Source organism: Pseudomonas sp. PDM03 (genome assembly GCF_014852385.1).
In the GTDB taxonomy this organism is placed as follows: Bacteria; Pseudomonadota; Gammaproteobacteria; order Pseudomonadales; family Pseudomonadaceae; genus Aquipseudomonas; species Aquipseudomonas migulae.
Genome location: NZ_JACVBM010000012.1, coordinates 85290 through 109514, shown reverse-complemented (window position 1 = coordinate 109514; position 24225 = coordinate 85290). Strand labels below are relative to the sequence as shown.

Sequence of the window (24225 nt, the reverse complement as noted above, 5' to 3'; positions counted from 1 at the left end):
CATGCCAGGCTGGGTGCCGGGTGTTTCACCACTGCATGTGTTTGATTTTCATAAAAAAGCCTTTCCGCCCAAATACACCGCCCCCCCAAAGACGGGGGCGCACACGGAATTGCCCTGAAGCTTTTCCCCACTATTGGGGGGGAACCTTCATTCATCGTCAATTCGTTCGATTCGATTACGCGATCGCAATTGCGCCAAAACCTGCAGGCGCACCTGAGCCTGTTGCTGTCGGTCGAGGTACGCCCTGACCATCTCAAGCCCTTGCACCTCTGTGACATCGGTCACCTCCCTGTGGTTCTGCACCTGGATCAAGTGCCAGCCCAGTGGCGTGCGAACCGGCTCACTCACTGCGCCCGGTGCCAAGGCAAAGGCTGCCGCTTCAAACGCTGGCAGCATGCGTCCTCGTGGAAAATAGCCCAGATCTCCGCCCTCGTTCGCCGAGGCATCTTCGGACCCCGTCCGGGCCACACTGGCGAAGTCCGCGCCCTGGCGGATTGTCGCCTGCATGTGCACCAAGCGTAGCCGCGCCGCTTCGACTGTGGCGGCATCGGCGTCCTGAGCAACCTTGATCAGGATGTGCCGCGCCTGCACCGCTTCGGGCTGGCTCATCTGCGCGCGGTGTTCTTCATAGAACGCGCGGACCTGTTTTTCGTCCGGCCCCTCGACGCTGGTCAGCTCGGCAAACACCTGCTGAGCCGCGAGTTCACGGCGGGTGTATTCGATAAAACCGGCCTCGTCGAAACCTGCGTCTTCCAGGCGTCGAGCGAATTTCTCGGCACCGCCAATGGCCTGCCGGGTCTGTTCAACCTGGCGTTGCACGGTGGCATCGCTGATCACCACCCCACGCTTGACCGCTTCCTGCCACAGCAACTCGCGGTCGATCAATGCGTCCAGCGCCTTTTGCCGAAGTTGCTTGTACGCCTTGGGATTACGAATGCTGCCCAGCGCCCGGCCCTGGTCCTCCAGGTACTCGGCAAAATAGCGTTCGAGGCGGAACTGGGAAATCTCCTCGCCATTGACCCGCGCGGCGACCGGCCCATTGCTGCCGAACGCCACGGGCAGCCATAGGGTCAGCAGGATCAACAGAGTCTTGAGCGTCATGATCGAGGCCTCCGGTCAGGGTTTCGCGGTAATGGGCTTGTAAGGGGCGACCAGGTAGAAGCGCTGGTCGGGCAAATCCACGGTGACGATATGCGCGCCGCTCAAGCCCAGCCGCTGGCCCGGCCCGAAGTTGAGGCGCGGGGTCAGCCCGGTGTCGAAGTCATGCAGGCCTTCCAGCGCATAGATCAGCTTCTCGCGGCTGGCGTCGCGCCCGGCCTGCTTCATGCCTTCGCTGAGCAGCAGCATCGAACTGAACGCGCCGACTTGCAGCACCGCGTGCTGGCCACCGAGCCCCTGCTGTTCGCGCAACTGGATCAGGGCCAGGCGCCCGGCCAGGGTCCAGTCGCTGGGCACGAACGGATAGGACAAGAACAACCGCCGGGAAAAACCACTGGGCACTCGCAAAAGGTCACCCGCCACCTGATTCGCCATGGCGAACAGGTAAGGAACCTGCCCCGCCCTCTGCAACCTTTCGGCGAGCAGGCTGAAATCGCTACCGCAGCCCAGGTAAAACAACGAGCGCGAGCCCAGCGGCAGTTGGTCCTTTACCGGGTCGTAGACCTGCAGGCTGACATTTTGCCAGGCGTGATCTTGTAGATACTGACGCAGGGTATGAGCCGCCAGTCGTTGACCGGGATCGTCCGTGTAGGTAATCAGCGTCGGGCCCTGGAGCACGCGCAAACTCCCGGTGGCGTAATCGGCCAGGGCGATCAGTTGCTCGCGCACCCCTGGCATCGGTTCAAAAATCTGTCGACTGCTCTGCGCCGTACCCTGCAACGAGAGCGGACCGATCAACGGAATGCCCGCCTGCTCCAGACGCGAAACCAGTTGCGTATCGAGCGCCGGCGCCAGTGGCGCGATCAGGGCAAACACCTGCTCCTGATAGATCAACTGATCCAGCGCCCGCCCGGCACTGACAGGGTCCGGCCCCGGGTCGAGGATCGTCAGGCGCAACTGCCGGCCATGAATCCCCCCCGCCTTGTTGATGCGCGCCACGCTGCCTTTGAGTACCGCGGCCACCGTCGCGCCCTCTTCCGCCAACGGTCCCTGACTCGGCAACAACGTGCCCAGGTGCAGGCTGTCAGGCGTCAGGCCGGGGTCGCGCTCATCAGCCAGGCGCTTGAGGTAGGCCGTAAGGTTGCGTTGATCCTTCATCGATAGCACGAACCGCGGCATCGCCGGGTCGAGGCGATTGTTGGCGGAATCGCGCCCCTCCTGAATCGCCCGCGCCAGGGTGCCGTCGGTGTACGCCGGGTAGTTGCGGCCATTGACGTGCCGTTGGCCATAGGTGCTGGTCAGCCGCGACCAGCTCAGATCGGGTGGACGCACCCCGCCCTCGGGCCGGCCCAGGCCATCGGCGCCGTGGCAGTTGGCGCACGGCAGGCTGGTGGCCGGCAGCAACATGCCCGTCGCCCCGATACGCGCCATGATCGGTTCACCGCTGCCCGACACACCCTCGCGGTACAGCCGTTTGCCAGCACTTTCGTCAGGGTTCAAGGGCAACGTATCGGCCGCGCAATGAAGATTGCCGATCAGGAACAGGCCGAGGATCAGGGAGATTTTCATGGTGCGGGCTCAGCGACCGGCCACGGGCATTGTCAGCAATTGCAAGCGCTGGGCAATGGCGGCGGCCGGGGCATCGGGGCGGATTTTGCTCCAGCGTTTGTTGGCCACGTCACCCACAATCAGTTGCGTTGAATGTTGCTCGGGAGTCGGCACGATCTGGCCGATGCGCCCCAGCACCAGATCCATTTGCGCCTTGTCGCCAGTGAGAAAAAGCCAGTGGGGGCCATTGACGCCCTGCTTCAAGGTGTAAGCCTTGAGTACCGCCGGGGTATCCCGCAGCGGATCACTGGTAAGGGAGATAAAGGTAATGCCGTCTGCTTTGTCGCCCAGCAACTCACGCACTTCCTTGAGCTTGCGGGTGATCAGCGGGCAGGCATCCGTGCAACTGGTGAAAATCACGTTCAGCAGCACCACGCGGTTATGCAGCGCGTCGCTGTAGAAGCGCAGGGTCTCGCCGTTCTGGTCCTGCAACGGCGTGTCGGTGAACCAGGTTTTCGCATCGCGCGTGCCGCTCGCCGGTTGCGCGCTGGCCACGACGGGTGCGGGTTCTTCGTGCCCTTCGTGAGCGAAGGCCAACGAGCTGAAAATCCAGAAGCACAGGCTCAACGCAACCCAGTCGATGACTCTCATGGTTGCTGCTCCATGGCAATGGCGGTGTGTTTGGCGTGGCTGTTGCGCTGACCGCTGAGTTTCTCCACTTCACGGGTCAGTACGGTCGGGTCGGTGAAGCCGTAATAGCGCGTCCAGTGGCGGCTGTTGCCGTCGCCGACGAGAATCAGCGGCTGGTGGTTCTTGAAGTCGCCGCTGAACGTACCGAGGCCTTTGAGGGTGGCGTCGATCGATTGCGCACTGCCGGTCAGCCAGCTCCAGCCCGGACCGTTCTGGAAGCTGCGGGCGTAGTCGTTCAGGCGTTTGGCGTCATCGCGCTGCGGGTCGATGCTGATCGAGACCAGTTGCACCTCGGTGCCCACCCGCGCGCCCAGCTGTTTCTGCACTTTGCCCATGATCGACGACACCACCGGGCACACCGTGGTGCAACTGGTGTAAATGAAGCTCATGACCACGATTTTGTTGGTCACCAGATCCTTCTCCAGACGCACCGGTTTGCCGTTCTGGTCCACCAGCGCGACGTCGGCGAATTTGACCTGGGCGCTTTCCGAACGGGCGCCTTTGGCCGGCATGTCGTGCCCGGCGTGTTCATCCGTCGAGTGCGCCAGGGCTTGCCCCACGCCGATGGTCAACAGGCAGAACGTCAGCAGTCCACGGTGTGCGAATCGGTTCATGTCAATTTCCTCTTCAACGGGCATCGCCGGGCAGGACCCGAACGCTGGCAAAGGTCTTGTCATCGAAATTCGCGCCAAGGGACGCCGCACGCACGTGCAGGTACCAGGCGCCGTTCTGGTCGAGCGTCACTGGGGCTTCGTAGATTCCGTTGCCGACCTCAAGGGCCGCGACTTCCCGAGCCCGCGAAGTCGGGGCGCGGAAGTAGCGCACCTGCACGTCTTTCACGCCGCTGCGCTGGGCTTTCTGTTGGCCCTCAACGATGCGAAATCGCACGGTGTACGGGCTGCCGAGGGCGGCGGTGGCGTTGTCGAGCAGGAATTCGACTTTCGGTACGCCGGGGTGTCGGGTGATACGGGTATCCGGTTCAACCAGCGTCGTGAAGCAATGGATGATGTTCGGTTGATTGAGCAGGAACGCCACGTCGAATCGCCCTGCCGGTGGCAGTTTGACCCGCGCGCTGTACAGCCCCGGTTCGACTTCGCGCAGGCTGCGGTCGATGACCATCGCCGCCCGCGCCACTTGCCCGCGATTGGGGTAACCGGACATCGGTGCGTTCATGCCTTCGGCATAGAAATAGGTGGTGTTGTCCACCGGGTTGACCACAAACACCGCGTTGTCGTCCCGCGATACCGCAAGGCTCGACGCCAGCGGCAAATCACCGGCCAGCCGTGGCGCCTGGGGTCCGGCCTCGAAACCCTGACTGATCGGCTGGCGACCTTCACCGAGCGACGACAGGTTGATCATCGTCACCTTGGGCGACGCCAGTCCGCGCACATAGGCGTAAGCCTTGGTAAACACCAGTTGATACGGTTCGGCGGACACGTCCAGTTCATGGACCAGCGAATCGGTGGCGGTATCGATCACGGCCACCTGGTTTTCCAGGGTGTTGAGGACGATGCCAAATCGTCCGTCGGCGCTGAAGCCCATCGGGCCCAGGCCCTGTTTCATCTTGATCACCCGGCGCACGTCGAGGCTGGCGGTATCGACCACGGTCACGGTGCCGTCCTTGCCGTCGGCGACATACACCGCCTGGGACAGCGGCGAATACGCCACCGACAAAGGATGCGAGCCGGTCTTGAGTTGCTTGCTGAGGGTCAGGCTGGCGATGTCGATGATGCTCAGCGTGCCGTCGTCGCGGTTGGTGATGAAGGCAAACCGGCTGTCTTTGCTGAAGGCGATTTCATGATGCCCGGCGCCGGTGGCCAGGTGTTTGAGCGGCTTCAGGCTTTGGCTGTCGATCACGGTGACCCCGGACGCTTCGGCCTTCGGCGCATTGTTGCCGACCCACAGCAGGCGCTCGTCCGGTTGCAACGCTACGCGCACCGGGTGGGTGCCGGCGGCCACCGAGGCGATCAACTTGAACTGCTCGCTGTCGATCACCGCCACTTCGCCGGCGGTGGGCATGGAGATGAATACGCGTTTGTTGTCCTTCGGTGTGACCCAATCCATCGGCGGCCGCTTGAGGTCGATGCGGGCCATGGTGCTGGTGATGCCGCCCACCGAGACCGAGGGGTCGACCACGGAGACGCTGGCATCACGGTTCATCACCAGCAGGAAATAGCTGTTCAGGTCGAGCAGCGGCCGTGCGCCGATGCTCGATTTCAGGAACACCCCGACCCGGGATTTGCAGCTCCGGTCACGGCCCTGGGCCAGGTCGGCGGCAACGGTTTCCGGGTCCAGCCAGGCACCGGGATTGGCGCCGGAAAAGGGTTGGCCCGAAGCGCTGTCACTGACCCGGAAGAGCACGTCGGCAAACTCGCCTTCGCGCAGCACACCGTCCTCGGCCAATGGCTGCATTTGCAAGGTTACAGACACGCCGTCACGCTCCAGCGTCTGACCGCTCCAGGTGTCCGGTAGCGCTATCTCGCTGAGCATGTCGGGCGGAGTCGTGCGCCAGACACCCAGCCAGATCAACGCCAGCCCGACAACCAGCGCACAACCCGCAATTGCAGTAGTCCTGTTCATGTCACCTTCTCCCCTTACAGATCTGCGCCTGTCTTGCGGCCGCCATCGCTGGCAAGCCAGCTCCTACAGTTGAACCTTGTGAACCCAATCCCTTGTAGGAGCCAGCTTGCTGGCGATGAGGCCCTTACGCCTTGCATCAATCCCTCGGCCGCCATCGCTAGCAAGCCAGCTCCTACAATTTGCCCTGTGCGAACCCAATCCCTTGTAGGAGCCGGCTTGCTGGCGATGAGGCCTTCACGCCTTGCATCAATCTCACGACCGCCATCGCTGGCAAGCCAGCTCCTACAGTTGAACCTTGTGAACCCGATCCCTTGTAGGAGCGAGGCTTGCCCGCGAAGGCGCCATCCGCCATACCACCTACAACCGAGGTGTCCCCTTCGCGAGCAAGCTTCGCTCCTACAGGGCTGGTGTCGCACAACGTCTACGGTGCCGGTTCAGGTTCGTTGGTCACTCGCAACAAGCCCCAGAGCCCGGCGGTATTGCCGTAGGCGCCGTAATCGCGGAACAGGTAGTCGCCCGGTATCGCGTTGCTGCCCCCGGCACTCGGGTGCATGAAGCTGAAATGCGCCGCCGGCAGGATGCTTTCGTGGGCGCCGATGTACATCGACATCGGGTTGAACCCGAACCGCACCGAACCCACGCCAGGCGTACTCATCGGATAACCGCCGGTGTCACTCTTCTCCGACTGGAACGGGTTGACCGACCAGACGTGGCCGTCCAGCTGGAACGTCGTGCCGCGGCTACCCCCGGATGGCATCAGGATGTGCGTGCGGAACGGTTGCCCCGGTTTCACATACAGCACCGGCGTCTGCGGATCGCCGCCCACCAGCGCATTGCTGTACGCCATGTGCGCGTTGGGCACGTCGCCGTAACCCGCGCCGTCGGCGTGACCGAACGGCGCATCCGGCGCGAGGCCGAAACGGAACCATATCGGCTCGGACTTGTAGTTGATGGCCATGCTCGAGTTGTCCTGTGGATCGGTCGGCACACCGAGGCCTTCGGCAGCGATGCCTTCCACCGGCCGGCCATTGGCCCAGCGAATGTTCAAGGCTTTCTGCCAGACCATCGCAAAGTCGCGGTAAGGGGTCTGCCCCGGTGCGGTGACCGTCGCCGTGACTTTGCGCGCGTCGTCCACCCAGGTAGCGCCGACCGGCAGGATGCTCATCGCGCCACCCAGGCCTTTCTGCGGTTGCTTGATCACGTCCGCCGGGGTGAAATTCAACCCGCCGAACTCCACGGCCGTGGCGTTGATGTTGTCGACGTTGCGACCCAGTTGAGTGATCGGTTTGCCTTCGCGCTCCAGGTGCCCGGCGTAGTACTGATACGTACGGGTCGGGTAGGCGCCGCTGTTGCCAACCCTTGGTGGCACGGTCTGGATCGGGTTGGCGCCGACGTTGGTACCGTCGGATTTGGTGATGTCGTACGCCAGCAATTGCGCGTGCAGGCCCACGTGGCTGGACGGCCGCATCAGGTTGTTGCTGAAGGTGGTCGAGCCCTGTCCGCTGTTGCGATCGCGTTTGACGATGCCTTGCATCACCGCCGTCTGGGTCAGGTCCGGCATGACCATGGGCAGACGGTTTTCCAGGGTGATGTTGATGCAGTCCCCCGCCGTTGCGCGCAGCACCAGCGGTTCGACAGGCACACCGGGCTTGAGCTTGCCGGTGACCGTGTCGAGGTCGGACTTGCGCACGTAAATGATCGCGGTCGGGTCATGCAGCGGACCGCTTTGCCCGCCGATGGTGATGGTTTCGCCATCCTCCGGATCGGTCACCGTGACCTGCGGAATATTGACCACCCGCGAGTTGTACACCAGGGTGCCGCCCGCCGGATTCAACGGCCCGCCGACATGCTGGCCGATGCCCTCCGGATCGCCGAGGACCAGGTTCAGCGGATTGCCGAGAATGTCGTTGGCCAGTGCCGCAACCACTTCATAGTTGCGTTGCACGGTCGGCCGGGTGCCGATGCCGTTGGGGTTGGCGCTGATCCGTGGGCAGGTACCGTCGAACGCCACGGTGTTGCGCATCCCCGCCGGTTTCGGGTTGTTCGGCAGCGCGAACAGATCGCTGCGCTGGGCCGTGTAGTTACGCATCACGCCCCAGATCCCGCTCCAGTAACCTTCGAGGGAGGCGTCCATCGAGTACAGGTAATCACCCGTGGTCGCCGCCGAGCTGGACAGCATCGAGACCGGCGCAATAAAGCCCATCTGCTCGGAGATCCCGATCATTTGCGACGAGCGCCAACCCGAGTTGGAGCTGTTGCCGTAACCGGAGCCGCTTTGCAGCCACTTCACCCCGTGCAGGGTCACGTTGTGCTCTTCTTCGTGACCGCCGGCATGCACCCGCAACCGCACGTTGTCACCGGTGTAGGTGCGCAGCATCGGCGTGAACGGATCACCCGGTTCCGCGCCGCCACGGTTGATGTGCGGCGGGAACAAGGTGGTGCCGCCAGTCGGGCCGGTGGCGGCGGTGATCAGGTTCGGCGCCTGGTTCATCGCCGGGATCGCACGGTCGGTTCGGCTTTGCATGGCGTACGCCAGATCGCCGCCGAGGCCGTAGGCCTGCATGCCGCGCTTGCCGTCCGGGCCGATCTTGTAGGGGTCGTATACCCGCAGGGCCAGCGGTTCGTTGCGGTAGTTGACCACGAACATGCCGGGGTCATCGACCGAGATCGCTTGTGGGCACGGCCGGCTCGGGCAACCGGGGACCATACCGCCCTGCACTTCGAGAATGCCGTCCAACAGGGTGCTGGCGTTGTTGCGCACCGGCGGATTGATCGCGTAGCGGAAACTGTCCGCGGTGGCCGGGAACGCTTGTGGATTCGGCACACCATTGGGACCCGCGCCCACGTACACACCGGCTTCATAGGCATGCTGGAAGTCGCTGTACTCAAGGAAGAATTCACGGAAGCTGTCGTTCTTGCCGTCGCCGTCCAGGTCGCCGGTGGACACCACGGCTTGCCACGAAGTCGGCCCGCCATCCTGGCGCGCGCCGCTGTACAACGGTTCGCCGGTTTCGGCGTGGAACCAGGTGGAACCGGCCGGTTCAGCCAGCACCGTGGCGTACAGACCAATCTGCTGGTGAGTCGATGGCCCGAGGTGATCGTGGGTGAAAATGGTCCCCAGGCCACGGTCGACGCCTTTGCTGTTCACCACCGGGTCGGCAAACCAGCGCTGCATCGCGGTGCGCGCCCCGACCCAGTCGGCCCGGCCAAACTGGCCGAAGTACGGGTGGTTTTTAGCTTTCGGGCAGGCCGGTGTGCCGTCACGCGTGTCAGTGCCCTGGCATTGATTGAACTCGCGGATGGCGTGGATGCGTTCTTGCACCGCACCTGGGGAAAGTACGCCGTCTTCGTAGTTCCAGCCGTTGGCCGAACCGTCCGCCGCCGTCAGGTCCCATTTCGGCAAATGAATGTGCTGGCCGATCACGTCAGTCGGCGTGCGCACCTGATAGTCGTCCATTTCATAGGTGGCCGGCACCAGGTTGGTTTGCTGGTATTGCACGCAGTCGAAGGTGTTCATGCGCATCACCAAAGGCTCTGGCGGACGCTGCTTGGTGATCACCGGCCACGCGTCTTCCCACAGGGCCAGAATGCGCGCTTGCGGGAAGTGGTAGCCGACCTTGTTGTAGACCGCGTCGAACTGGATGTTCGCCGCTTTGTAGACCCGTGGCCGGTCAGCCGTGAAGGTCGAGGCCCCGCTGAAGGACATGCCGTCGAGCCGTTCGCCGCTGAAAAACTCGCCCATGCCGGCGCTGCTGGTCAGGCGTTTCTGCCGGTCGTCCATGCACGGTTCGTAGAAAGGCGCACCGGCGACTGGCAGCGCGCCGTTAGTGCGGAAGGCGCGTGCGACGATTTGATTGCCGGGCAGCACGGCGAAGCTCGGGTGGTCTTTTTTCGCGTGGAAGGCCATGGCCGCCTGTTCGACTTCGGTGCCCTCTTCCGGCAGGTAAAGCGCTTTGGCACGGGTCACTTCCTTGGAGAAGTCCAGCGAGGTGGTCACGGTGTTCGCCTCGCCACCGGCAGAGAAACCGTCCAGGGAATGGCGTCCCAAACCGCCGTCCCAGCCACCGGACTGCGCTGGATCGAGGTTGGCCCACAAGGCATTGCCGCTGGTTTTCAAGGCATAGGCCTTGGCGGCGTCGAGCATGTCCAGCGGTGGGGTTGGTGGACGTTGGCCGACCGAACTTTCCATGCCGCCGATCCAGAACGGATAACCAGGGTTTTTCAGGCTGCCGTCGGCGTTGCGGTTGGCGTAGCTGCGGTCAACCAGCGCCAGGGAGCCAATGGCCTGGGCGCCACCGCTTTGCTCACCGTCGCCGGCTTCATCATCGTCATTGCCAGCCACCAGGGTCTCGCCGATTTTCGGCACGACCACGACCTTGCCCGGCATCGGCGCCATGGCTTTGCCCGGTAGCGGCACGACCGCTGGAATCGGCGTACCGGCAATGATCTCGCCATCGGGCAAGGCCCGGGCGCCAGCGGCCGGTTTACCGCTGCGCAGTGCGTAAGGTTCGCTGTGATAACCGTCGGCGCCCTGCTCGGACACCTCGAGTCGGGTGCCTTCTTCAAACACGTCATGCACCCGCCACATGCTCCACATGCCTTGGGCGAAGTGCGGATAGAAGTGGCAGTGATAGATCGCATCACCGGCGACGCGGTTACGGTTGCCCGACCCGCCGTTGGCGATTTCATAGGTGTAGCCGGCGCCCGGCCCGATGCCTTGGGCGTCGACATAGTCAGAGTTGTCGTCGTTGGGATTGAACAGCCACTGGTGCCCGTGCAAGTGGAAGATGTGCTGCTCGTGGCCGTTGTGGGTGTTGCGGAATTTGACGAAGTCACCGATGTAGCTGTGGTTGACGTTGGACGGCTCGGATGGATACAGCGCCATCGTCGCCTTGACCCCGACCTGATCGGCGCGCGGTGTTTCGCCCGGCCGGATGCTTTCCAGACCGGCGTTGGCCGGCACGTCCACCAGCATCGCCACGTCGCCGACGGTGTGCGAGCTGAGGAAGAATTCTTCATAGGCGCAGGACAGGCAATCGTGCATCGGCCCGACGCCTAACCGGTTGGCCACCACTTCGGCGCCCATGCCGCCGGAGCCGTAGTTGATCATGAACGAATCGCGGGTCGGCTCCAGCACGTGGGCCATGACCGGGTCTTCCCAGTACGCGGGGAATGCCTGGGTCGCGGCGGTTTCATCCTGGAATTGCGAGGCGAAATCGCGGAACGGTTCCAGCCGGTTAGGCAGCGCCGGGTTGCGTTTGCCGATGGCTTCCAGCGGATAGGTCGACGGCGGGAAGCTGCCGTCGGCGTAGCTGCCCATGACGATCGCATCGCTCTCGCTGGAGATGATTTCGTTGCCGTCGACCATGTTGATGATCGGCGTGCCGGCCTTGCCTTCACGAATCCACGGTTCACGCTGCGGGTAGCGTGCCTGGTAATCGACAATCGGTTGACCAGCCGGCGTGCGGCCAGTGCTGGCGAGGCGCATTTCTTCTTCGGTCACGGTGTTGCGATAGGTGCGGCCGCCCTTGGGCACCACTACCACTTCGCCGAACAGGCCATTGGCGACGTTGCCCGCATCGCCTTCACCACCGAACGTTGCACCGCGGCTGCTGGCGGCGAACGCCCCTTCACGCTCGGCGTACAAGGTGTAGGAACGGGTCGCGCCGGGAGCGACCAGCGTATTGGGGTTGCGTCCGGTGTAGGCCGAAATGTCGTCAATGCTGTTGACCGCCTGCAGACCGTTGACCTGAAAGCCGACGTGGCGGTCGGTGACCTGCTCATCGACCTTGAACTGCTCCGCGTTGCCGATTTCTACCTCGCCCTCGATTTCCCCCTCTTCTTCCTCGCCGCTGTCGTGGCTGCCGGGGTTGGCCTGATAGGCCAGCAGGTTCTGCAGATTGATGGTCAGACAGTCACCGGCGGCAACCCGTAACACCAATGGACGCGGACGCTTGTCGGGCCGCAGCGAAACCTTGCCCGGCACCGCTGCCCCACCGTAGGCCAAGGACACATTGTGATCGTCGACCACATCGCGACGCAGGGCGAACATCATGCCGTTGGCGTTCTGTGCGCCGAGGCGGTTGAACATCAGCGGTTGATCCAGCGCCACAACGTTCGCCACCAGATTTCGTTCACAACGCACGGCGGCTTCGGCCAACTCGATGCCAAACAGGGGTGCAACAAGCAGCAGCAAGTTAACCAAATGATGAGCGTGGGGTATGCCGGTCATAATCACGGGCCTCGCTTTGGGTACTCACGGGAATGATTCTCGACAAATCCCTTGGAGCAATCCGCATGCCATAATTTTTTTTGTTATTTTTCAGCTAGTTACGTAAACGACTTGATAAGTCGGGGGATATTCCCCACCCAATCCCCACCATTCGGGTTGCCCGCTGATTCCACCAAGACGCCCACACCTGTAGGAGCCGGCTTGCCGGCGATCGGATTTGTGGACAGGTGGTGATTGTGAAAATGCCTTCGCCGGCAAGCCGGCTCCTACAGATGAATGTGTTGCCCCACATGTGGGGCCATCACCCATCACAGCGGCGCATCCACGGCCAGGCCTTGCAAGCGGCGATATTGGCGCAGCACGCTCGGCACATAACGGCGGGTTTCGGCGAACGGCGGGATCACCCCGCCACGGCTCAGCACCGCTTGCGGCCCGGCGTTGTAGGCCGCCACGGCGAGCGCGATGTCGTTGTCAAACAGGGTCATCAGGCGCTTGAGGTATTTGGCCCCGCCCTGAATGTTGGCCTTGGGGTCATAGACGTTGGTCACGCCCATTTCCCGGGCGGTGTCGGGCATCAATTGCATCAGCCCGCCAGCCCCCTTCGATGAGGTCGCGCCGGAGTCGTAGTGGGACTCGGCCTGGATCACCGCATGCAACAGCGCCGCCGGTAATTGATTGGCCTTGGCGGCCGCCGAAACCAGCTCGGCATAGGGTTGCCGGGCAATCATCTGTGGCTGTTGATCAAGGCTTACCTGCGCCGATTCAGGCTCGTGGATCACCCGTTCATAGGTACGGCCGGGGCGGTGGACATTGGACAAAACGTAGCTGCCCTTGCTGTCCACGGAAACGAATACATCGGCCTGAGCTGTGCCTGCCAGCAACATGCAGCCGAGCAGTCCAGTGGTGAGTATTTTCATTATTCTGTCTCCCCTGACCGGCCCCGAAAAATGGGGCTATTGCCCCAATGACCGGTAGTGAACCAGCCATACGCAAGCACTGTGCCGTAAGCGCGAAGGCCAGTAATTCAGGGGTTGCGGCAGGATGTCCGGGGGTGAGCATGGCAATTGCATGAGCCTCTGTGGCGACCCTTCTGCCGACTGTGTGAGGTCATCATGAATCATCGTCTGTGTTGTGCCCCGCGTAACGGCTCACCGCGAGCCCAGCGCGGGTTCACGTTGCTCGAACTGTTGGTGGTGCTGGTGGTGCTGGGGTTGTTGGCCGGCATCGTCGCGCCGAAGTATTTCGCCCAACTCGGCCGCTCCGAAGTGAAGGTGGCCAAGGCGCAAATCGAAGGCCTGGGCAAAGCGCTGGATTTGTACCGCCTGGAGGTCGGCCATTACCCGTCGACCGAGCAGGGTTTGCAGGCGCTGGTCACCGCGCCCAGTGATGAAACCCGCTGGACCGGCCCCTACCTGGCGAAAAAACTGCCGCAGGACCCGTGGGGCCGCAATTACACCTACCGCTACCCCGGCGAAAACGGTGAATACGACCTGTTGTCCATGGGCAAGGACGGTCAACCCGGCGGCGAAGGCGAAAACGCCGAAATCACCAGCTGGCAGTGACGGGAGGCGAGCATGCGCTTTCATCTCAAGGCTGTCGGCAAGGCCGGCGTGGTCTCGATGACAGTCGAGGCCCATGGGGACAGCGAAGCCCGACGCATTGCCGAAGACCAGGGCCTGCGGGTCGTCAGCCTGCAAGCCGAAAAGCACTGGCGGGCGTTGCGTCTGCAAAAGCGCGAGACGTTCAACCTGGTGCTGTTCAGCCAGGAGCTGACCACCCTGCTCAACGCCGGCCTGCCATTGATCGATGCACTGGAAAGCCTGGCGGAAAAAGAAACCGCGCCACAGGCCCGCAAAACCTTGAGTGAACTGGTGCGCCTGCTTTATGAGGGCAAATCGTTTTCCCAGGCGCTGGGTCAGTTGTCGGCGGTTTTCCCACCGCTCTATGTGGCCCTGGTGCAGTCCAGCGAGAAGACCGGCGCGGTGGGCGATGCGCTGGGCCGCTATGTCAGCTATCGCCAGCGCATGGACGAGGTTCGACAGAAGATCGTCAGCGCATCGATCTACCCCATGCTGTTGCTGGTGGTGGGAGGTGGCGTGGTGCTGTTTCTGATGGGTTACGTGGTGCCGCGCTTCAGCCTGGTGTTCGAAGGGCTGGGCAATAACCTGCCGTGGCTGTCACAAGTGCTGATGAACAGCGGGATGTTCCTGCATGCTCACCAGGGCGAATTCTTCGGCACTTTGGCGGCGGTCGTCGTCGCCCTCGCCTTCCTCCAGCGCCAACCGGCCTTTCGCCGGGGCGTGGACCGGGTGATCGAAAAACTCCCGGCAGTCCATCAACGCATCTTCATGTACGAACTGGCGCGCTTCTATCGCTCGCTGGGGATTCTGCTGCAGGGCGGCATCCCCCTCGTCACCGCCATGGGCATGGTCCGTGGCCTGCTCACCGCGGCCTCCCGCGTGCGCCTGGACCAGGCCTGCGAGCGGGTGCGCGAGGGGCAATCGCTGTCGACGGCGCTGGAGCTCAATCACCTCGTGACGCCGGTGTCCCTGCGCTTGCTGCGTGCCGGCGAGCAGTCCGGCAACCTCGGACAAATGATGGAACGCAGCGCGGATTTCTACGACGAAGAAATCAGCCGCTGGATCGAATGGTTCGTACGCTTGTTCGAACCCTTGCTCATGACCTTCATCGGCCTGTTGATCGGGGTCATCGTGATCCTGATGTACATCCCGATATTCGAACTGGCCTCGAGCATTCACTGACCCCGGGACAGGGTCGACTCGTACCGTTCATCGTTCATCGACGTTGCCACTGAATAAACCGGAACGTTGCAGTGTTCTCCCACTGAATCGAGCAGCAAGTTGCATTGTTCATCAACGTTCCAACCTGAATAAGAAGACGGAGAACGACATGCACATCAACAAGCTTTTACTGGCAGTAGCTATTGGCGCGGTTTTGTCGGCGTCTACCGTATTGATTCCGGACAGCCTGTCCGGCGTATCGAGCGCTCAGGCCAAGGATGGTGGGGGTGGTGGCGGCTCTGGTGGTGGTGGCGGCGGTGGCTCTGGCGGCGGTGGCGGTGGCGGTGGCTCTGGCGGTGGCGGCGGTGGTGGAAACGGTGGCGGCGGCAACGGCGGTGGCCACGGCGGAAGTGGCAGTGGCGGCAATGGCGGCAGCGGTCACGGTGGAAACGGCGGCGGCAATAGCGGCAGCGGTCACAGTGGCAACGACCATGGCTCGGGACATTCCGGTAACACCGCCTCATCCGGTCGCAGCGGCACCCATGCCGAACCGGGAGACGATCACGGCGTTCACCACGCCGGTGAAGTCGGCCACAACCGTGGCGTTCATCATGCCGGTGAAATCGGTGACGACCACGGCGTTCATCATGCCGGTGAAGTCGGCCACAACCGCGGCGTTCATCGCGCCGGCGAAATCGGCGATGACCACGGCGTTCATGTCGGCGGTGAACCGGGTGACGACCACGGCGTGCACGTCGGTGGCGAGCCGGGCGATGACAAAAGGTCCTGATCACCCCTGACCAACAGACAACACCGCCCCCTGTAGGAGCAAGCTTGCTCGCGATAGCTATCTGTCATTCAACATTAATGTGTCTGACAAACCGCTTTCGCGAGCAAGCTTGCTCCTACAGGGGGCGGTGGACCTAGAGTCCACCCTCAGCCTGATCCAGCCGCTCACGCAAAAACTCGATCAACGCCTGCACCGGTCGCGAACTCTGGCGATGCTGCGGGTACACCGCCGACAACGTCAGCGGCTGTGGGCGAAAATCATCCAGCACCGGCACCAGCCGCCCATCCTTCAACGCCGCCCCGACAATGAAGGTCGGCAGATACGTGATCCCCATCCCGGCAATGGCCGCATCCCTGAGCAACTCACCGTTGTTGACCCGCATCCGCCCGGTCACGTTGACCGCCAGCGGCTTGCCCTGCCCTTCAAAACGCCATTGCACCTGGCGGCCGTGGCCATACGGCAGGCAATCGTGCGTGTGCAGGTCCTCGGGTTTACCCGGCGTTCCGCGCTCCGCCAGGTAAGCCGGGCTGGCGCAATACACCCGCTGGATCGAAGCGATGCGGCGAGCGATCAGCGTCGAGTCTTCGAGGATGCCGATGCGCAACGCCAGGTCGTAACCCTCGCTGAGCAGATCCACCGGGCGGTCGCTCAAATCCACTTCCACCGTGACATCGCGATAACGCTGCAAGAACACCGGCAGCAGACACCCCAGATGTGCCACCGCAAACGACAGCGGCGCGCTCACGCGAATGGTGCCGCGCGGTTCGGTGGTCTGGCCGGCGATGCCCTGCTCCACCTGCTCGACTTCGCTGAGCAAGCGCAACGCCGACTCGTAATAACTCTGGCCCAGCGGCGTGACGTCCAGGCGCCGCGTGGAGCGGTTGAGCAAACGTACGCCCAGGCGTTCTTCAAGTTGCATCAAGCGACGGCTGACGAACTGCTTGGACAGGCCCAATTGATCGGCGGCCGAGGTGAAGCTGCCGGAGTCCATGACCTGGCAAAAAATACGCATATCTTCGAACGGGTTCATTGTCACTTTCCGGTTGACAGTTAAACGCTTTATAGCCGCTTTTTCCCTTTCGAGCACCCTATTAATCTGTGTCCACGGTGTTGCTGAGGCCTGAGTCCCAGCGCAGCAGCAACCTGACCTTTAGGTAACCAATCTCAAATTAATTAAAAAGGATTTGCTCATGAACCTCGTCAAAAAAACCCTGACCGCTTCCCTGCTCGCCCTCTCCGTCGGCAACGCCTTTGCCGCTGGCAGCCCAGGCGTTGAACACAACACTCAAGCCTTCCTCGAAGCCCTCGCGGCCGGTGGCGGTAAACCGCTTGAGCAGTTGAGCCCGAAAGACGCCCGCGCGGTGCTGACCGGTGCGCAAAACTCGGTCAAGGTTGATCTGTCGGGTGTGGACGTCAGCGATCGTGCAATCAAGGTCGATGGTCAAACCATCAACCTGAAAATCGTGCGCCCGGCCAAGGTCAAAGGTGAGTTGCCGGTGTTCATGTTCTTCCACGGTGGCGGCTGGGTGCTGGGCGATTACCCGACTCACCAACGCTTGATTCATGACCTTGTGGTCGGCTCCGGTGCCGTCGCGGTGTATGTCGATTACACGCCGTCGCCGGAAGCGCACTACCCGACCGCGATCAACCAGGCCTACGCCGCGACCCGTTGGGTGGCCGAGCATGGCAAGGACATCGGCGTCGACGGCAAGCGTCTCGCGGTGGCCGGCAACAGCGTCGGTGGCAACATGGCGGCGGTCGTGGCATTGATGGCCAAGGAACAGAAAGCCCCGGCGCTGCGCTTCCAGCTGTTGATGTGGCCAGTGACCAACGCGCAGTTCGACACCGGCTCGTACCAGCAATTTGCTGAAGGCCACTTCCTCACCAAAGGCATGATGAATTGGTTCTGGGACAACTACACCACCGACCAGGCCGAGCGTGCGCAGATCCACGCCTCGCCGTTGCAGGCCAGCGCCGAAGAGCTCAAGGGTTTGCCGGCAGCGCTGGTGCAGACCGCCGAGTTCGACGTGTTGCGTGACGAAGGCGAAGCCTATGCCCGCCACCTCGATGCGGCCGGTGTGCCCGTCACGGCGGTGCGCTACAACGGGATGATCCACGACTTCGGCTTGCTCAATCCGCTGAGCCAGATTCCGGAAGTGAAAGCGGCGGTGCGTCAGGCCGCGCTGGAACTCAAGACTCATCTGAAGTAGGAGCGAGCTTGCTCGCGATGAACGCTAACGATGACGCGGGGAGTCTGAATGAACGCGTTATCGTTGACCGCCATCGCCAGCAAGCCGGCTCCTACAAGGGATCGGGTTCACACGGTCAAATTGTAGGAGCCGGCTTGCTGGCGATGGCGTCCGTGAGAGCGATGCAGGGTTTGAGATCGCCTTCGCCGGCAAGCCGGCTCCTACAAAAACACTTATTCCGGAGTTCTTCCATGTCCCTCATCTACGGTCATCTGCTGTCCTGGAGTGCGCTGTTGCTGGTCATCGACGCCGTGCTCTGGCACGTAGCGCCGTTCAAGCATCGCGTCACGCGGGTCGGTGTGCGCCTCGCGCTGTTTCTGATGTTCAGCGCGCTCATCATCAACGCCGGCGTCAGCCCGTTGCAGGCGCCGCTGTTGGCAGACGATCGCGTGGCGCAACTGGGCGCGACGGCGCTGGGGATTCTCTGGTGGCTGTACGCCGCACGTGTGCTCACCGAAGTCATCGGCCTGCTGCTGATGCGGCGCATCGGGCACAGCGGGCGGTTGCTGCAGGACGTCATCGGTGCGCTGGTGTTTCTGATCGCCATCGTCGCCGCAGCCGGTTACGTGCTGGAGTTGCCGGTGAAAGGTTTGCTGGCGACGTCCGGGGTGGTGGCAATCGTCGTCGGCCTGGCGTTGCAAAGCACCCTGAGCGATGTGTTTTCCGGGATCGTGCTCAACACCACCAAGCCGTATCAGGTGGATGACTGGATCGTGATCGACGGCGTCGAGGGCAAAGTGCTCGACATCGATTGGCGCGCCACTCACTTGCTGACCAGCGCAGGCAGTACGGCGGTGGTGCCGAACTCGGTGGCGGCCAAAGCGAAGATCGTCAACCTGAGCCGGCCCGGCAACATGCATGGCGTGTCGATCAGCATCCAGGTGCCCAACCACATCCGTCCGCGTCGGGTGCTGGAGGCACTGGACCGCACGCTGCAAGGCAGCAGCAGTCTGCTGCTCAACCCGGCGCCGAAAGCCGTGCTGAAAGAGGCCGGCGAAACCATGTCCGAATACGTGGCCAGCGGGTTTATCGCCGAACTCGGCAAGAAAAGCGAAGTGCGCAATCAACTGTTCGACCTCGCCCATCGGCACCTCGAAGCGGCGGGTATTTCCCGACAGCTCGACGGCGTGATCGAACCGACAACCCGCGCGCGGTCCTTGCTGGACGAGGTGAAAGTCTTCCGCTCCCTGAGCGAAGACGAACGCGACCGGATGGCCCGTTCGATGGTCGCGCAGCAGTATGCGGCAGGCCAGGTGGTGCTGGAACTGGGTGAAGTGCCGGACAGCCTGATGGTCATCGCCACGGGCGTGGTCAGCGCGACAGTACCGGACGGCGCCGGGCAAACCGAGGCCGGGCGCATGGGGCCGAGCGAGGTGATGGGTGAACAGAGCATCCTCACCGATACACCGTCGCAGGCCACATTCACCGCGTTGACCTCGTGCATCATCTACCGGATCGACAAATCCCTGACCCGCAGATGCATGGAACAGCGGGTTGAAGTGGGTCGGGCGTTGAACAAGTTGCAGGCGGTACGGCAGCAGAACAGTCGGTTGGCGCTGCTGGCCAAACCGGTGCCGATCAAAAAAGGCGGATTCCTGAGCTGGCTGCAAAAACGCCAATCGGTGTAACGCTGTACGCAAAAACGCCACCAATGTAACGCCGCACACATTGTAGGAGCCGGCTTGCTGGCGATGGCGATTTCAGAGGCGCCATCGCCAGCAAGCCGGCTCCTACACAAAGTGGCCATATCAAAAAGGCACAAAAAAATGCCCGCAGATCGCGGGCATTTTTTTGGCTGCGGACTTACTTCGAAGTCAACACCGAGTAGCTGTTCATCAGGTTGCGGTAGTTGGGAATACGCGGCGACAGCAGATTCGCCAGGCCTTCCATGTCGTTGCGCCAGTCGCCCTGCAGCTCGCACGCCACGGAGAACCAGTTCACCAGTTGTGCACCGGCCGCCGCCATCCGTGCCCACGCAGCTTGTTGCACGGTTTCGTTGAACGTACCCGAAGCGTCGGTCACCACAAACACTTCAAACCCTTCGGCCAGCGCCGACAGCGTCGGGAACGTCACGCAAACGTCAGTCACCACACCGGCGATGATCAGTTGCTTGCGGCCGGTGGCTTTGACGGCCTTGACGAAATCTTCGTTGTCCCAGGCGTTGATCTGGCCTGGACGCGGGATGTACGGCGCGTCCGGGAACTGCTCTTTCAATTCCGGCACCATTGGGCCGTTCGGGCCGTTTTCGAAGCTGGTGGTGAGGATGGTCGGCAGTTTGAAGAACTTGGCCACGTCGCCCAGGGCCAGCACGTTGTTCTTGAATTCGTTCGGCGAGAAATCCTGAACCAGCGAAATCAGACCGGTCTGGTGATCGACCAACAGGACAACGGCATCGTCTTTGTTCAGGCGTTTGTACGGAACGTTGCTCATGTGAAACTCCTCGATGGATGGGTATTACGTCAGGCGCCGACACGCGGGTCGGCGCTTTTTTGTGATCGTCAGAACGCGAAGCACGAGCAGCCGAAGGCGCCCCAGAAACCGGCGAAGTCGCTGACCGGCGCGTTCGACAACCGCGCCTTTTCATGACTGTGGGAATGCACGCCGCATGGCCCGCTGCAATGGTGAACCTGCGCCTGCATCGGCGACGTCGGGCGCCAGTGACCCGGCACCTTGACCACCGGCGACCAGTCCGGCAGCACCGGCACACTGGCCGGGCCGAGTTTTTCGAAATCACCGGCGGCGTACACCACCTTGCCGCCGACCACGGTCAACACCGACTCGATCCACTTGATCGCTTCTTCGTCGACGCTGAAAAAGTCCGCGCTCAGAGCCGCAACGTCAGCCAGTTGGCCGACTTTGATCATGCCTTTCTTGCCCTGCTCGGAAGAGAACCAAGCGCTGCCGTGGGTGAACAGTTCCAGCGCGGTCTGCCGGGACAGCCCCTCGGCGTGCAGCTCCAGGCCACCGACGGTGCGACCGCTGACCATCCAATACAGCGAGGTCCATGGGTTGTAGCTGGACACCCGCGTCGCATCGGTGCCCGCGCCAACCGGTACACCTTCGGCCAGCATGCGCTTGATCGGCGGCGTCGCTTCGGCAGCCTTGGCGCCGTAACGCTCGACGAAATACTCGCCCTGAAACGCCATGCGATCCTGAATCGCGATACCACCGCCCAGCGCCCTCACGCGCTCGATGTTCTGCGGCGTGATGGTTTCGGCGTGGTCGAAAAACCACGGCAAACCATTGAACGGGATGTCGCGGTTAACCTTCTCGAACACGTCGAGCATGCGGCTGATGGATTCGTTGTAGGTGGCGTGCAAACGGAACGGCCAGCGCTGCTCCACGAGGTGGCGGACCACCGGTTCCAGCTCGTCTTCCATGGTTTGCGGCAGGTCCGGACGCGGTTCGAGGAAGTCCTCGAAATCCGCCGCCGAGAACACCAGCATTTCCCCGGCACCGTTGTGTCGCAGGAAATCATCGCCCTGATGCAGGGTTACGCTGCTGGTCCAGTTCTTGAAGTCGGCCAGCTCTTCTTTCGGTTTCTGGGTGAACAGGTTGTAGGCGATGCGGATGGTCAGTTGCTGGTCCTTGGCCAACTGCTCGATCACCTGGTAATCGTCCGGATAATTCTGGAAACCGCCGCCAGCATCGATGGCGCTGGTCAGGCCGAGACGGTTGAGTTCGCGCATGAACTGGCGGGTCGAGTTGACCTGATACTCCAGCGGCAACTTCGGTCCCTTGGCCAGGGTCGAGTACAAAATCATCGCGTTCGGGCGCGCCACCAGCATGCCGGTCGGCTCACCGTTGGCATCGCGCACAATCTCGCCACCCGGCGGGTTCGGCGTATTGCGGGTGTAACCGGCCACGCGCAACGCGGCGCGGTTGAGCAGAGCGCGGTCATATAGATGCAGGACAAACACCGGCGTATCCGGTGCCGCCTGGTTGAGTTCCTCAAGGGTCGGCATGCGCTTTTCAGCGAACTGGAATTCGTTCCAGCCTCCGACCACGCGCACCCATTGCGGCGTTGGCGTTCGGTCGGCTTGATCCTTGAGCATGCGCAGGGCGTCGGCCAGCGACGGCACACCTTCCCAGCGCAGTTCTAGGTTGTAGTTCAAACCGCCACGGATCAGGTGCAAGTGCGAGTCGTTAAGGCCGGGGATGACGCAGCGGCCCTTGAGGTCGATGACCTGGGTGCCGGAACCGCGCAGGGCCATGGCTTCGGCGTCAGTGCCGACCGCGACGAAGCGGCCATCGCTGATGGCGACGGCACTGGCGCGTGGGTTTTCACGGTCAACGGTATGAAATTGGCCATTGAACAAAATCAGGTCGGCGTTCATCGCGTTTCCTTGGGCTGAGTGGAGGGGGACAGCCAAGGCGCGAACAAACGCGTCGCCATCGGCATGAACAGGTACACCACCGAAACGACGATGGTCAGCGTGATCAGGAACGTGGCGACCACGTAATTGGACAGGAACGCGTTAAGCCGCAACAGCGGGCCCCAGATCAGCGGCACCAGCAAGGTGTGCGGCAGAATCACCAACAACGTCACCACGGCCTGCTTCCAGCGCGGTGGCGGCGAACCGGTTTCAGCCTGCGGCGCGAACCAGAATTCTTTGACCGGGTTGACCTCGGTCTGGTCGCCATCGGCGAGCATCGGCGTGGCTTCGTTGACCAGTTCCAGCCGTTGTGGCGAATCGAGCCAGTGCTGCATCGCGTCGGTGGAGCAAAAGCGCAGCACGCAGGTGTACATGTCGAGGCCGGCGCTCTTGCCGCGCATCACATCCACCCCCAAGTGCCCTTCCTGCTGCCCGGCGATGCTGACGATGTTGCGCAACCAGGCTTCGTAGGGCACTTCAAAACCGGCTTTGACCCGGTGCTTGATGACCAGGGTCACGACTTCCTCGAAACGATTGGATTCAGGCATAACGCAAAGCTCCGGCGAATCGGACATTGAGCGCCAGCCGTCCCGGCCCGGCGATAAAGAGGCTGGTGAACAGAATCAACAGCAGCCAACCGAACTGCCCTTCCTCGAGGCTCCATTGCGGGTGCACAACCAGCAGCGCGATCCACAACACAGACAAAATCGGCAGGCACGCCAGGCGCACCAACACCCCGGCAATGATCAGCAGCGGACACAGCACCTCGGCAAAAATCGCCAGCATCAGCGTGACATTCGCACCCAGGTGGAAAGGATCTTCGATGACTTGCAGTTGAGCGTTGTAGTTAAGCAGCTTGGGCAAACCGTGCACCCACAGCAGAAACAAACCAGCGCTGACCCGCAAAAAAAACAGCCCGATATCCTGGGCCCGTTCATCCCATTGCGAAGCGTTCATGGACTACCTGCACAAATGAAAAACCATCGGCGTCAAAGCGCCGGGACCTCATTCGATAGTGCCGGTGTGGGGGCGGGGAAAATTGAATATACGTGCTCTTTTTGTGAGCCGATCAGGATCGCCAGCCATCGCCCCCCCCTGTAGGAGCTGGCTTGCCGGCGATGGCGGCCTGATAGCCGACCTATCTTTTATTGATGTACATATCCATTCCTGCGGTAACGGCTGCTATTGGTTTCGCCCTTACGGCGAGTCACTTGCAGAAGCGGCAAGTAACCAAGCGCTCTTGCCCCTTTCGTTCGGTGGCTCGCTAATGCTCGCCATGCCCTCGCTCCGGTCCTGCTCCGTGGGCCCGCCGCCATCGGCCATCCCTGGCCGGGGGCGGCTAACCCGGCATCCATGCCGGGTTGCCCACTACGCAGAACCTGCGCTCGGCCTCTCGAGGGGGCGCTCAGATCAAAAGCGGAAGGCGAGCTAACGCTCGACCTGATGAGTGGTGAGAAGCAAAAGCGTACACCGATCAACTGTAGGAGCCGGCTTGCTGGCGAAAGATTTTGGAAAGTGCGGTGTTCTTCAGGCCGCCATCGCGAGCAGGCTCACTCCTACAAGGTCCCCGTCGTACACCGATCAACTGCCGGGGAGCCGGCTTGCTGGCGAAAGATTTTGGAAAGTGCGGTGTTCTTCAGGCCGCCATCGCGAGCAGGCTCACTCCTACAAGGTCCCCGTCGTACACCGATCAACTGCCGGGGAGCCGGCTTGCTGGCGAAAGATTTTGGAAAGTGCGGTGTTCTTCAGGCCGCCATCGCGAGCAGGCTCACTCCTACAGGGGATTGGGTACATTCGTGGGTAAAGGGTCGGTTGTCAGGCCGCCATCGCCAGCAAGCCGGCTCCTACAAGGGATTGGGGGCATCCGTGGGTGAAGGGTCGGCTGTCAGGCCGCCTTCGCGAGCAAGCATCGCTCCTACAA

General features: G+C 62.3%; 17 protein-coding genes. 5 read left to right on the top strand and 12 right to left on the bottom strand.

From position 1 onward, the window contains the following. Positions 1-147 precede the first annotated feature (147 nt). From IB254_RS17570 to IB254_RS17540, 7 genes are all read right to left on the bottom strand, one after another. Positions 148-1101 (bottom strand): peptidylprolyl isomerase, encoded by a 954-nt coding sequence (locus IB254_RS17570; protein WP_192418329.1) that lies wholly within the window; start codon positions 1099-1101, stop codon positions 148-150. A 15-nt stretch (positions 1102-1116) separates the two neighbouring features. Next, on the bottom strand, positions 1117-2667 hold the full coding sequence (locus tag IB254_RS17565) for an ABC transporter substrate-binding protein (RefSeq protein ID WP_192418327.1): 1551 nt from the start codon (positions 2665-2667) through the stop codon (positions 1117-1119). Between the two features lie 9 nt (positions 2668-2676). Continuing rightward, complete coding sequence (locus IB254_RS17560) at positions 2677-3297, bottom strand: SCO family protein (protein WP_192418325.1); 621 nt, start codon at positions 3295-3297, stop codon at positions 2677-2679. Continuing rightward, positions 3294-3950: an SCO family protein gene (locus tag IB254_RS17555; protein ID WP_192418323.1), complete on the bottom strand. Its 657-nt coding sequence runs from the start codon at positions 3948-3950 to the stop codon at positions 3294-3296. The genes IB254_RS17560 and IB254_RS17555 overlap by 4 nt, the downstream gene beginning before the upstream one ends. A gap of 13 nt (positions 3951-3963) precedes the next feature. Continuing rightward, positions 3964-5916 carry a YncE family protein gene (locus tag IB254_RS17550; protein ID WP_192418321.1) on the bottom strand — a complete coding sequence of 651 codons (1953 nt, stop codon included), beginning with the start codon at positions 5914-5916 and terminating at the stop codon, positions 3964-3966. A 421-nt stretch (positions 5917-6337) separates the two neighbouring features. After that, the gene (gene mnxG, locus IB254_RS17545; protein ID WP_192418319.1) at positions 6338-12148 is read right to left on the bottom strand and encodes a manganese-oxidizing multicopper oxidase MnxG; all 5811 of its coding nucleotides are present in this window, start codon (positions 12146-12148) and stop codon (positions 6338-6340) included. 308 nt (positions 12149-12456) lie between these two features. After that, positions 12457-13065, bottom strand: coding sequence for a lytic transglycosylase domain-containing protein (locus tag IB254_RS17540; RefSeq protein WP_192418317.1), 609 nt, complete (start codon positions 13063-13065; stop codon positions 12457-12459). Between the two features lie 195 nt (positions 13066-13260). Between IB254_RS17540 and gspG the strand changes: the two genes are divergently transcribed. The 3 genes from gspG to IB254_RS17525 all read left to right on the top strand — a co-directional run bounded on the left by gspG (position 13261) and on the right by IB254_RS17525 (position 15679). After that, positions 13261-13710 (top strand): type II secretion system major pseudopilin GspG, encoded by a 450-nt coding sequence (gspG, locus tag IB254_RS17535; RefSeq protein WP_008043382.1) that lies wholly within the window; start codon positions 13261-13263, stop codon positions 13708-13710. Positions 13711-13722: 12 nt separating this feature from the next. Next, positions 13723-14910 (top strand): type II secretion system F family protein, encoded by a 1188-nt coding sequence (locus IB254_RS17530; RefSeq protein ID WP_008043385.1) that lies wholly within the window; start codon positions 13723-13725, stop codon positions 14908-14910. A gap of 148 nt (positions 14911-15058) precedes the next feature. After that, entirely contained in the window at positions 15059-15679 is a 621-nt protein-coding gene (locus IB254_RS17525) for a hypothetical protein (protein WP_192418315.1), read from the top strand. A 133-nt stretch (positions 15680-15812) separates the two neighbouring features. Here IB254_RS17525 and IB254_RS17520 read toward each other — a convergent pair whose 3' ends face one another. Then, a complete protein-coding gene (locus IB254_RS17520; RefSeq protein WP_192418313.1) occupies positions 15813-16709 on the bottom strand; it encodes a LysR family transcriptional regulator in 897 nt (298 codons plus the stop codon). A gap of 160 nt (positions 16710-16869) precedes the next feature. Between IB254_RS17520 and IB254_RS17515 the strand changes: the two genes are divergently transcribed. Together IB254_RS17515 and IB254_RS17510 are read left to right on the top strand one after the other, a co-directional pair. Continuing rightward, complete coding sequence (locus tag IB254_RS17515; protein ID WP_192418312.1) at positions 16870-17889, top strand: alpha/beta hydrolase; 1020 nt, start codon at positions 16870-16872, stop codon at positions 17887-17889. Between the two features lie 230 nt (positions 17890-18119). Continuing rightward, complete coding sequence (locus tag IB254_RS17510; protein WP_192418311.1) at positions 18120-19556, top strand: mechanosensitive ion channel family protein; 1437 nt, start codon at positions 18120-18122, stop codon at positions 19554-19556. 175 nt (positions 19557-19731) lie between these two features. On the opposite strand, the gene ycaC is transcribed toward IB254_RS17510, so the two are convergent. The 4 genes from ycaC to IB254_RS17490 form a co-directional block, all read right to left on the bottom strand. Continuing rightward, positions 19732-20358, bottom strand: a complete 627-nt coding sequence (gene ycaC / locus IB254_RS17505) for an isochorismate family cysteine hydrolase YcaC (protein WP_008032694.1) — start codon at positions 20356-20358, stop codon at positions 19732-19734. Positions 20359-20426: 68 nt separating this feature from the next. After that, positions 20427-22265, bottom strand: coding sequence for an amidohydrolase (locus tag IB254_RS17500; protein ID WP_008043255.1), 1839 nt, complete (start codon positions 22263-22265; stop codon positions 20427-20429). Beyond that, complete coding sequence (locus IB254_RS17495) at positions 22262-22852, bottom strand: antibiotic biosynthesis monooxygenase (protein ID WP_008032692.1); 591 nt, start codon at positions 22850-22852, stop codon at positions 22262-22264. The genes IB254_RS17500 and IB254_RS17495 overlap by 4 nt, the downstream gene beginning before the upstream one ends. Further along, positions 22845-23261 (bottom strand): DoxX family protein, encoded by a 417-nt coding sequence (locus tag IB254_RS17490; RefSeq protein ID WP_192418310.1) that lies wholly within the window; start codon positions 23259-23261, stop codon positions 22845-22847. The genes IB254_RS17495 and IB254_RS17490 overlap by 8 nt, the downstream gene beginning before the upstream one ends. Between the last annotated feature and the right edge of the window lie 964 nt (positions 23262-24225).

Bases quoted from the DNA above. Each gene is read 5' to 3' on its own strand.
- IB254_RS17570 (WP_192418329.1), bottom strand. From the start codon at position 1,101: ATGACGCTCAAGACTCTGTTGATCCTGCTGACCCTATGGCTGCCCGTG.
- IB254_RS17565 (WP_192418327.1), bottom strand. From the start codon at position 2,667: ATGAAAATCTCCCTGATCCTCGGCCTGTTCCTGATCGGCAATCTTCAT.
- IB254_RS17560 (WP_192418325.1), bottom strand. From the start codon at position 3,297: ATGAGAGTCATCGACTGGGTTGCGTTGAGCCTGTGCTTCTGGATTTTC.
- IB254_RS17555 (WP_192418323.1), bottom strand. From the start codon at position 3,950: ATGAACCGATTCGCACACCGTGGACTGCTGACGTTCTGCCTGTTGACC.
- IB254_RS17550 (WP_192418321.1), bottom strand. From the start codon at position 5,916: ATGAACAGGACTACTGCAATTGCGGGTTGTGCGCTGGTTGTCGGGCTG.
- mnxG (WP_192418319.1), bottom strand. From the start codon at position 12,148: ATGACCGGCATACCCCACGCTCATCATTTGGTTAACTTGCTGCTGCTT.
- IB254_RS17540 (WP_192418317.1), bottom strand. From the start codon at position 13,065: ATGAAAATACTCACCACTGGACTGCTCGGCTGCATGTTGCTGGCAGGC.
- gspG (WP_008043382.1), top strand. From the start codon at position 13,261: ATGAATCATCGTCTGTGTTGTGCCCCGCGTAACGGCTCACCGCGAGCC.
- IB254_RS17530 (WP_008043385.1), top strand. From the start codon at position 13,723: ATGCGCTTTCATCTCAAGGCTGTCGGCAAGGCCGGCGTGGTCTCGATG.
- IB254_RS17525 (WP_192418315.1), top strand. From the start codon at position 15,059: ATGCACATCAACAAGCTTTTACTGGCAGTAGCTATTGGCGCGGTTTTG.
- IB254_RS17520 (WP_192418313.1), bottom strand. From the start codon at position 16,709: ATGAACCCGTTCGAAGATATGCGTATTTTTTGCCAGGTCATGGACTCC.
- IB254_RS17515 (WP_192418312.1), top strand. From the start codon at position 16,870: ATGAACCTCGTCAAAAAAACCCTGACCGCTTCCCTGCTCGCCCTCTCC.
- IB254_RS17510 (WP_192418311.1), top strand. From the start codon at position 18,120: ATGTCCCTCATCTACGGTCATCTGCTGTCCTGGAGTGCGCTGTTGCTG.
- ycaC (WP_008032694.1), bottom strand. From the start codon at position 20,358: ATGAGCAACGTTCCGTACAAACGCCTGAACAAAGACGATGCCGTTGTC.
- IB254_RS17500 (WP_008043255.1), bottom strand. From the start codon at position 22,265: ATGAACGCCGACCTGATTTTGTTCAATGGCCAATTTCATACCGTTGAC.
- IB254_RS17495 (WP_008032692.1), bottom strand. From the start codon at position 22,852: ATGCCTGAATCCAATCGTTTCGAGGAAGTCGTGACCCTGGTCATCAAG.
- IB254_RS17490 (WP_192418310.1), bottom strand. From the start codon at position 23,261: ATGAACGCTTCGCAATGGGATGAACGGGCCCAGGATATCGGGCTGTTT.